General features: G+C 72.5%; 7 protein-coding genes and 1 pseudogene. 4 read left to right on the top strand and 4 right to left on the bottom strand.

Annotated features, from left to right (window positions below):
* A partial coding sequence (locus tag AB0J52_RS17280; protein WP_500182585.1) for a LuxR C-terminal-related transcriptional regulator occupies positions 1 to 243 on the top strand: 243 nt, incomplete at its 5' end.
* A 67-nt stretch (positions 244 to 310) separates the two neighbouring features.
* Here the strand turns inward: AB0J52_RS17280 and AB0J52_RS17275 are convergent.
* Positions 311 to 3700, bottom strand: coding sequence for a S8 family peptidase (locus tag AB0J52_RS17275; RefSeq protein WP_500182584.1), 3390 nt, complete (start codon positions 3698 to 3700; stop codon positions 311 to 313).
* Positions 3701 to 3980: 280 nt separating this feature from the next.
* Positions 3981 to 4442: a cupin domain-containing protein gene (locus AB0J52_RS17270; protein ID WP_500182583.1), complete on the bottom strand. Its 462-nt coding sequence runs from the start codon at positions 4440 to 4442 to the stop codon at positions 3981 to 3983.
* 63 nt (positions 4443 to 4505) lie between these two features.
* Between AB0J52_RS17270 and AB0J52_RS17265 the strand changes: the two genes are divergently transcribed.
* Together AB0J52_RS17265 and AB0J52_RS17260 are read left to right on the top strand one after the other, a co-directional pair.
* Positions 4506 to 4985 carry a MarR family winged helix-turn-helix transcriptional regulator gene (locus AB0J52_RS17265; protein WP_500182582.1) on the top strand — a complete coding sequence of 160 codons (480 nt, stop codon included), beginning with the start codon at positions 4506 to 4508 and terminating at the stop codon, positions 4983 to 4985.
* Between the two features lie 273 nt (positions 4986 to 5258).
* On the top strand, positions 5259 to 7103 hold the full coding sequence (locus tag AB0J52_RS17260) for a glycosyl hydrolase family 18 protein (RefSeq protein ID WP_500182581.1): 1845 nt from the start codon (positions 5259 to 5261) through the stop codon (positions 7101 to 7103).
* Positions 7104 to 7237: 134 nt separating this feature from the next.
* Here the strand turns inward: AB0J52_RS17260 and AB0J52_RS17255 are convergent, their stop codons facing one another.
* Positions 7238 to 8050 (bottom strand): nucleotidyl transferase AbiEii/AbiGii toxin family protein, encoded by an 813-nt coding sequence (locus AB0J52_RS17255; protein WP_500182580.1) that lies wholly within the window; start codon positions 8048 to 8050, stop codon positions 7238 to 7240.
* Positions 8047 to 8667 carry a hypothetical protein gene (locus AB0J52_RS17250; protein WP_500182579.1) on the bottom strand — a complete coding sequence of 207 codons (621 nt, stop codon included), beginning with the start codon at positions 8665 to 8667 and terminating at the stop codon, positions 8047 to 8049. Before AB0J52_RS17250 ends, AB0J52_RS17255 begins: the two co-directional genes overlap by 4 nt.
* Before the next feature lie 62 nt (positions 8668 to 8729).
* Between AB0J52_RS17250 and AB0J52_RS17245 the strand changes: the two are divergent.
* Positions 8730 to 8928: pseudogene (locus AB0J52_RS17245) on the top strand (HAD family hydrolase); the annotation flags it as partial.

Genomic DNA, 8928 nt, shown 5'->3' with positions numbered 1-8928 from the left:
GTGGCCCAGCTGCTGACCCGGCGGTCGCGCGACGAGCCGCTGAAGGCGCTGACGCCGCGCGAGCGCGAGGTGCTGGAGCTGATGGCCGAGGGCCGCTCGAACGCGGCGATCGCCGGGAAGATGTTCGTCACCGAGAAGGCCGTCACCAAGCACACCGCGAACATCTTCGCCAAGCTCGGCCTGCCGGTGTCGGAGGACGACAACCGGCGCGTGCTGGCCGTCCTCGCCTACCTGCACGCCTGACCGGCCGGAGGCGGGGAAGCGGAGGGGGCCGCCCCGGACGGGACGGCCCCCCTTCGCTTCGCGGCGGTCAGCCGACGGTGTAGGAGTAGGGGATCGCGGCGAGGACGTCGCCGCCGTTGTAGATCGCGCCGTACTGGCCGTTGAACGCGCCCACCGGCGAGGTCACCAGGTACAGGACGCCATTCACGACCGTCCCGGGCGTACCGGCCGGCGTGAACGTCACCGAGACCTTGCCGGACCTCCCGGGCTGGACGACGACCGGGGTGCCGTTCGGGGTGAAGTCCCCGGTGATCGCCGTCTTGTACGGGTCACCGGCCGGGGACGTCACCGCGGTGTCCCACGGCTGGGTCTTCGCGAGCGCGCCGAGCGTGCTCGTGCCGGACGGCGCCGGACCGGCGAACGGCCCGATCTGCTGGACATAGCTGAACCAGAAGCCGCGGGCGAGGACGTGCCGTCCGCCGGCCTCGCTGACCCGGGCGATCGAGGTCAGGTCGCCCTTCTTGGCCGAGGCGAGGTCACCGAACACGTCCGGTTCCCCGGCGGGGCCCTGCAACTCGACCTGCGCGGGGGTGCTGGACCGCGCCGCCAGCGACAGCGCCCGGGTGCCGGGCGGCACCAGGTACGCCGGGACCGACGAGGTCGGCGTGATCGGCAGCGTGATGGTCGGGGACGAGCCGAGCGGCGCGAGCGGCACGTCGGCGTACTTCTGCAGCCGCGGGTTGACCTGCACCGGGACGGGCGCGACCCCCCGGTTGGCGTAGGTCAGGGTGAAGTTCGCGGCCTTCCCGGCGGGCAGTTTCGCGCCCTGCGGGAGGGAGCCGGTGACCTTCACCTGGTCGAAGCCGATCGTCCCGGTGAAGCGCTGCGAGATCTCCTTGCCGCTGACGGGGTTGGCCACGATGACGGTCAGCCGCCAGCGTCCGGGCACGGGGTCGGCCTGGGTGACCTGGAGCGTGCCCGCGGTGACCGGGGTGCCGTCCTCCTTGAAGTCGCGCGCGTTGGAGCCGGTGCCGATGAGCTGGCCGTCCGGGTCGACGAGCGCGGCCTCGACGAGCACGTCCGGGTCGCGGGCGAGCTTCAGGGTGACGCCGACGTCGCGGCGTCCCTTCGGCACGTCGAAGGCGTAGGTCGCGGTCTGCGCCGGCGCGTAGGCGCGGCCGTTGCCGCCGCTGATCGTCCCGCTGAACGTCCCCTTGCCGTTCCGGGTCGGGAGCAGCGTCCGGATGACGGCCGGGACCGAGCCGGCCTGGCCCGCCGCGGTCCGGTACCAGACGGCCTCGGCGAGGTCGCCGCGGTTCCCGTCGGTCCGGGCGCGGAAGGTGACGTGGCCGGTCTGGCCGGGCTTCAACGTGAGCGAGGACGGGCTGACCGTGCCGCGCGCGACCGCCTTGCCCGCGCTGGTCGCGAACTGCACCGGTCCGCTGTAGGACTGCGGTCCGGACTGCGGGCTGTAGAGGATCGCGGTCCACGTCCCGGCGGCCGGGTAGCGGACGTCCACGTACGCGTGGTTCGCCGAGATGCCGCCGCCCTGCGGACGGGAGTTGGCGGCGTACGCGCCGTTCGGGTCGATCAGCGTGAGCCGGACGACCGGCCCGACCACCGCGCCGTTCGGCTGGGTCGCGTTCACGCCCTGCCAGGCGGTCGAGACGCCGAGCACGTCGGTGCCCTTGGCCACCTTGAAGGTGACCTTCTTGTAGGACCAGGGCGCGCCGTTGGTCGCGTACGGGAAGGTCGGCAGCGCGGCGGCCTTGAACGGGACGGTCTGCCAGCCGGTCTGCCGGGTGTCGTACGACCGCGTCCCGAACCGGACCTTGGTGGCCTTGGAGCCGTGGTTGGTGAAGGCGATCCGCTTGCCCACCGTGCCGCCGGGCGTTCCGGTCAGCGTGGTCTGGGTGACGTCCGGGACGACGTTGGCGCTGCCCTTGTAGGCGCGCGCGGCGTCCACGGCGGCCTTGGCGTCCAGCAGGCCGGCGCCCTGCTCGGGGGCGGGCAGTCCGAGGTCGTGCGCGGTGCCGGTGAGGAACCGCTTGACCAGCAGCGGAGACGGCGACCGGCCGTGGTGGGCGGTCCGGAACGCCTGGATCACCAGCGCGGCGGCGCCCGCGGTCAGCGGCGCGGACTGGCTGGTTCCGCCGAACGGCTGGATCGAGGCGGGCTTGCCGGAGTAGCCGACGCAGTTCTCGTACTTCTCCGGGTCGGGGGTGCACAGCGCCCAGTCGGACTCGCCGGGCGCGGCCAGGTCCGGAACGCGGCCGCCCTGGCTGATGCCGCCGGACGACAGCGCCGAGATGTTGTCCGACAGCCACTTGCCGGGCTTGGCGAAGCGCGCCGCGCCGTACCCGGTCTGCTGGTAGTTCTGGAAGTCGGTGGACGCGGCGGCCGCGATCACGTTCGGGTCGGTGGACGGGCTGCCCTGCGTGCCGGTGACGCCCGCGTCGCCGGTCGACACCGTGACGGTGACGCCCGCGCGCACGGCCGCGTCGTTGAACAGCCGGATCGTGTCGCGGCTGCCGGAGTCGGGGTACACGTTCGACCCGAACGACTCGTTCAGCACGTTGACGTGCTTGCTGATCGCGTAGTCGATCGACTGCAGGATCGCCGAGTTCGGCAGCAGCTCGCCGCCAGCCTTCAGCCCGACGATGGACGCGCCGGGGGCCATCCCGAGGACCCGGATCGTGCAGCCCTTCGGGATGCCCTGCGACGGGTGGGCGTAGTCGGAGACGTCGTAGGTCATCCGGCCCTGCGCGCCGATCGCGGACGCGTCGCCGAACGCCTCGGCCCCGCCGGACGGCGTGTCGGGCCCCTCGCCGGAGAAGTCCTTGTAGTCGGTGAAGACCTTCTTGCCGTTCGGACGGACGAAGTCGGGGTTGTTCGGGTCGACGCCGTCGGCGATGTAGGCGACGGTGACGCCCGAGCCGTCGATGCCCGCCTTGTGCGCGAGCGAGGCGCGCGTGGTCGTCAGCGCCTCGGGTTCGAGCAGCGGCTTCTTGGGGTCGGACGGGCAGACCGTGGGGGGCGGCTTGGAGGGGGCCGTCTGCGCCTTCATCCCCTTGACCGGCGCGGTCGGCTTCTGGCTCGGGGCCGGGGGCGCGACCGGGACGTTCGTGTCGGGCACGACGGCCGCGACCGCCGGTTCGTTCGCCAGCGCGACGGCCTGGTCGGCGGAGACCGTCGCGGCGAACGACGGCACGGCCTGGTAGGTGACGATCTTCGTGCCGCCCGCGCCGCGCACCTTCGCGACCAGGCCGTCGCGCGCGGACGGTGTCTTCAGGAGCACGATCACTCTGGACGGCTTCGCCGCGTCGGGGCCCGGCGCGGCGTGGGCGGGGGCGGCGAGCGCCCCCGATCCCAGCGCCAGCACCGCCGCGCCCAGCCCGGCGAGCAGACCGCTCCGCCGGGTGGGGGCGACGCCCCGCGAGTCCGTCCGTCCAGACGATCGCCCAGTTCGTAGGGCCATGAGGTCCCTTCACAGGTCCTTCGCGGCCCCGGGCGGGTGAACGCGGCCACGAGAGCTACGTCCGGGCGGTGGGCCGGACGTGCCGCCGCGGGAAATGGAAGGCGGCGACCGTCCGAATACCAACGGAAATCGACGGAAGGGACAAGAGGGAGAAAAGCGACGATCTGATTACAGATGTGTTCAGGACACACGGGAGCGTCCCATTGCGGCGGGCGGTAATTCGTCGCGCTAACAGGTCATGCCGAGGCGCGGACCGGTTCCGCGCGACGCCCGCGTCCGGTCACCGGGCCCACGGCGGGACGATCTTCTCGCCCACCTTCGGGGCCAGGTCGCAGCCGTCCGCGACGACCGGGTCGGGAGTGTGGACGAGGGTCCCGGCGGGCGCGGCGACGACGGCCTGGAAACCGTCCGGGGAGACGAACATCTGGCGGGAGACGTCCGCCGGGATCACGAGGGTGTCGCCGGGCGCGAGGTCCACCTTGTCGTCGCCGACGGTGAAGGTCACCGCGCCGCCGAGGAGCGTCCACACCGACTCCTGGTCGAAGACGTGCAGCGGGCCGGTCGCGCCGGGGGTCGCGTCCACGCGCCACACGGCCAGCTTGGCGGTGCCGCCCTGGGTGGGCGTCGCGAGGGACGTCATGACGCCGTTCGGGGTCTCGGTGCGGCGGGCGTCGGCATTTCTGATCACGGTCGGGGTCACGGTCGGGGTCACGGTCGGGGTCACGGGCAGGGGCACGGACATGGGGGTTCTCCCGGTAGGGTTTAGACAACTGGGTTGTCCATATAGTCAACGAGGTTGTCTTTCATGTCAAGCGCCGAGCCCGACACCCCCGGCTGGGAGCTGCCGCTCCGGCTGTTCCTGGCGTTCCGCCAGATCATCGACGAGACCCACGACGAGCTGGCCGAACAGGGGCATCCGGACATGCGTCCCATGCACGGTTTCGTCTTCCAGGCGATCGGCGCGGAGGGCACCACCGCCGTCGAGCTCGGCCGCCGGCTCGGCGTCACCAAGCAGGCCGCGGGCAAGCTCGTCGACAACCTCGAACGGCTCGGCTACGTCGAGCGGGCCGCCGACCCGTCCGACGCGCGGCGCAAGCTCGTCCGGCTGACCGGGCACGGCTGGGACGCGCTGCGCCGGTCCGCGCTGACCTTCGACGCCGTCCGGAGGCGCTGGGCGGACGAGCTCGGCCCCGACCGGATGCGCGCCTTCGAGGCCACGCTGCGCCAGATGACGCCCGGCGACATGTGGCGGCTGGACGCGCCTGGCTGGTTCGGCGGCGCCTGAGCCGACCGTGCCCCGACCCGCCGCGCCGCCCCGCGCCCAGCCGCCCGGAGCCGCCCCGCCCGGCCGTCCGCCGCCGGAGCCGAGCCGGTCCGGAACCGATCTTCCGGACCGGCGCAGCGTGCGGGGCGGACCAGTGTGACCACGGCGAACCGATGCCGGACACCCCCTTGCCGGGCCGGAACGGCGCGGTTAACATCGCGGCGACTCTTAGGAAACTTTCCTAAGAGTTACCAAGATTCCTGTTGGTTCGGGGGCGCGAACCGAAGGAGCATCATGGCCGTACCGGGCCGACGACGGATCCTCGCGATCCTGTCCGCACTCACCGCGGCGGCGGGGCTGACGCTCACCGCCGCGCATCCCTCGGCGGCGGCGGCCGGAGCCGTCACCGCCACCTGTACCAAGACCTCCGACTGGGGCACGGGCTTCGAGGGCTCGTGCACGATCAGCAACGGCACCTCCGCCGCGATCAGCAGCTGGAAGCTGGAGGCCGACCTGCCGTCCGGGACCGCGATCACCGCGGCCTGGAACACCACGCAGACCCACTCCGGCAACCACTACACCTTCGCCAACACGTCCTGGAACGGGACCGTCGCGGCGGGCGCGTCCACCAGCTTCGGCTTCGACGGCAGCGGCACGGGCTGGTTCACCGGCTGCACCGTCAACGGCGCGGCGTGCGACGGCTCCGGCAACCCGCCCGGCGGCAACGACACCCAGCCGCCGACCGCGCCGTCCGGGCTGAAGTCGACCGGGAAGACCGACACGACCGTCAGCCTCTCCTGGACGGCCTCGACCGACAACGTCGGGGTCACGGGTTACGACGTCTACCAGGGCACCACGAAGGCGACCTCGGTGACCGGCACGTCCGCGACCGTCACCGGCCTCACCGCCAAGACCGCCTACAGCTTCACCGTGAAGGCGCGGGACGCCGCGGGGAACGTGTCCGCCGCGTCCAACGCGGTGTCGGTGACGACCAACGACGGCGGGGGCGGCAACCCGCCCGGCGGCTCCAAGGTCATGGGGTACTTCACCGACTGGGGCATCTACCAGCGGAACTACCACGTGCGGAACATCGACACGAGCGGTACCGCGAGCAAGCTGACGACCATCAACTACGCGTTCGGCAACGTCACCAACGGCCAGTGCGCCGTCGGCGACAGCTACGCCGACTACGACCGCTTCTACGGCGCGGGCGAGAGCGTGGACGGGACGTCCGACAGCTGGGACAACGGCGCGCTGCGCGGCAGTTTCCACCAGTTGCAGGAGCTCAAGAAGAAGTACCCGAACATCAAGGTCGTCTGGTCGTTCGGCGGCTGGACCTGGTCCGGCGGCTTCACCCAGGCCGCGCAGAACCCGGCCGCGTTCGCCGACTCCTGCTACAAGCTGCTCAACGACCCGCGCTGGGCCGGGCTGTTCGACGGCATCGACATCGACTGGGAGTACCCGAACGCCTGCGGGCTGAGCTGCGACACCAGCGGCTTCGCGGCCTTCAAGAACCTGCTGGCGGCGGTGCGGGCGCGGTTCGGCTCGTCCCAGATCGTGACGGCGGCCATCACGGCGGACGCCACGTCCGGCGGCAAGATGGACGCGGCCGACTACGGGGGCGCGGCGCAGTACGTCGACTGGTACAACGTCATGACCTACGACTACTTCGGCGCGTGGGACGCCAAGGGGCCGACCGCCCCGCACTCCCCGCTGACCTCCTACGACGGCATCCCGATCAAGCAGTTCAACACCACCGACACCATCGCCAAGCTCAAGGGCCTCGGCATCCCGTCGGCCAAGCTGCTGCTCGGCATCGGCTTCTACGGCCGCGGCTGGACGGGCGTCACGCAGAAGGCCCCCGGCGGCACCGCGACCGGCCCGGCGGCCGGCACCTACGAGCAGGGCATCGAGGACTACCGCGTCCTCAAGTCCAAGTGCCCCGCCACCAGCGTCGTCGCCGGAACGGCCTACGGCCTGTGCGGCACCGACTGGTGGAGCTACGACACGCCGTCCACCATCGGCGGGAAGATGGGCTACGCCAAGTCGCAGGGCCTCGGCGGCGCCTTCTTCTGGGAGATGTCCGGCGACACCGACAACGGCGAGCTGGTCACCGCCATCCGCTCCGGGCTCGGCTGAGCCTCCCCCATCCCGGTCGCGGCCCGGCCCTCCCCAGGACACCATCCGGGCCGCGACCCCACCCAGAAGGCCCCCGGCCCACCTCCCGCCGGGGGCCTTCCCCCTGCTCGGGGGCGCCGCTCGGCGGGCGGCGCTCAGCGGGCGCCGAAGGTGGCGTGCAGGGCCGCCCGCAGCCGGGCCGCGTACGGGGCTGGAGAGGCGGGGCCGTCCGGCAGTTCGGCTTCGCGGAACTCGTCCCAGGTCGTCTCGGCCCGGTGGAGGGCGCCCCGCAGCCCCGCCTCGGTCACGGGTCTCGTGGTGGCCGCGCCGGACAGCTCGAACGTCCTGGTCAGCAGGTCGAAGGGCAGGTGCGCGTGCTCGGCCAGCAGGACGGCGTCGAACAGGTCCTTGCCTCGCGGCGGCCGCTCGTTGACCAGCCAGAGCAGCTTCCAGGCCAGCGACAGTCCGGGCGTCGCGGCGAGGACGCGCACCGAGCCGGAGCCGTCCGCCCTCGGGATGCCGGTGTACTTCGGTTCGGCCGGCAGCCGCTCGCGGAAGGCGAAGTCGACCTGGAGGACGCCGCCTTCCGCGCCCTCGACGTCGTAGGGCACCTCGAAGCGGCGGCCGGGATTCTCCCCGTCGTAGTCCCAGCGGTCCTCGAAGTCGGCCCACTCCGCCTTGAGCACCACCCGCGGTCCGGGCGAGGTGTCCGCGCGGGACTCCTTCTCGGCGGCCTCCATGACACCGTTCAGGAGCTCCTCGCCGTGGTGGTGGTACAGGTCGATGTCGTCCGGGACGACGACGAAGTCCAGGTCGCCGGGTTCGCGGGCGGCCTCGCCGAACCAGGCGCGCAGGAGCACGCTGCCGCGCAGCACCAGGTTCGCGGACCACTGCGAACCGGCCACTCCGGCGAGGAAGGCGTCGAGCGCGCGCCGGTGCGCCGCCCGGGTGGGGCCGTCCGGGTTCATCGGGACTCCTCGGTGATCCAGCCGTCGTCCAGGGACGGGGCGTCGTCGTGCACGACGTACTCGCGTTCGACTTCGACGATCTCGTGGGCGGCCGAGCGCAGCGCCGTGACCAGGGCGTCCAGCCGGGCGCCCGCGGTGGGCGCGCCGACGCGGTGGCAGCGCTGGGTGACGAAGCGCTCGGGCCGTCCGTCCGGGCGGACGCGCCGGACGTTCCGGGACACGTGCGCGCCGTGCGCCACGGCCAGGGAGGCGAGCGCGGCCAGGTCGGTCTCCGGGGTGAGCAGCAGTTTGACGTGATGCTCGAAGTAGGAGCCGAGCGCTTCGCCTTCGGCGTCGGTGCGTGGGACGCCCTCGTTCCAGGGCGCGGCCTCGACCTTGACGCGGACGACGTGGAGACCGTCGCCGCGCAGGTCACCGGCGGCGCGGGCCGCATCGGCCAGGACGGCGTCGCGGGTGCCGGAGCGGCGCAGGCTCAGCATCGGCTGCGCGGGCGTCCGGCCGCGGGCGAGTTCGATCAGGGTGAGCTTGAGGCCGCGCGCGGCGGCGGCCTCCCGCGCCCGCGGCGCGTCCGGCTCGGCGACGGTCAGATGTATCTCGAAATCGCCCCTGATGTTCACCCTGCCGAGGGTGCCAGAAACCGGGAATCGGATCAGCCGGATTCGAGTGCCAGAATCGCGTCATGGGCACCCCTGTCGCCGCCGTCCTGTTCGATCTGGACGGGACGCTGATGGACCACGAGACGGCGGCCGTCCGGGCCGTCCTCGAATGCTGGCCGGACGCCGACCCCGCCTTCGTCGCGCGGCGCTGGGTCGAGCTGACCGAGGAGTACGTGGAGCGGTTCGCCGCGGGCGAGCTGGGCTTCGGCGAGCAGCGGCGGC

Origin of the sequence: Spirillospora sp. NPDC049652, from assembly GCF_040675125.1 — a bacterium.
Classification (GTDB): domain Bacteria; phylum Actinomycetota; class Actinomycetes; order Streptosporangiales; family Streptosporangiaceae; genus Spirillospora.
Note: the sequence above shows the minus strand (reverse complement) of the source record. Positions and strands in the feature narration are given on the sequence as shown.

Coding starts and splice junctions, on each gene's coding strand:
- AB0J52_RS17275 (WP_500182584.1), bottom strand. CDS start 3,700: ATGGCCCTACGAACTGGGCGATCGTCTGGACGGACGGACTCGCGGGGC.
- AB0J52_RS17270 (WP_500182583.1), bottom strand. CDS start 4,442: ATGTCCGTGCCCCTGCCCGTGACCCCGACCGTGACCCCGACCGTGACC.
- AB0J52_RS17265 (WP_500182582.1), top strand. CDS start 4,506: ATGTCAAGCGCCGAGCCCGACACCCCCGGCTGGGAGCTGCCGCTCCGG.
- AB0J52_RS17260 (WP_500182581.1), top strand. CDS start 5,259: ATGGCCGTACCGGGCCGACGACGGATCCTCGCGATCCTGTCCGCACTC.
- AB0J52_RS17255 (WP_500182580.1), bottom strand. CDS start 8,050: ATGAACCCGGACGGCCCCACCCGGGCGGCGCACCGGCGCGCGCTCGAC.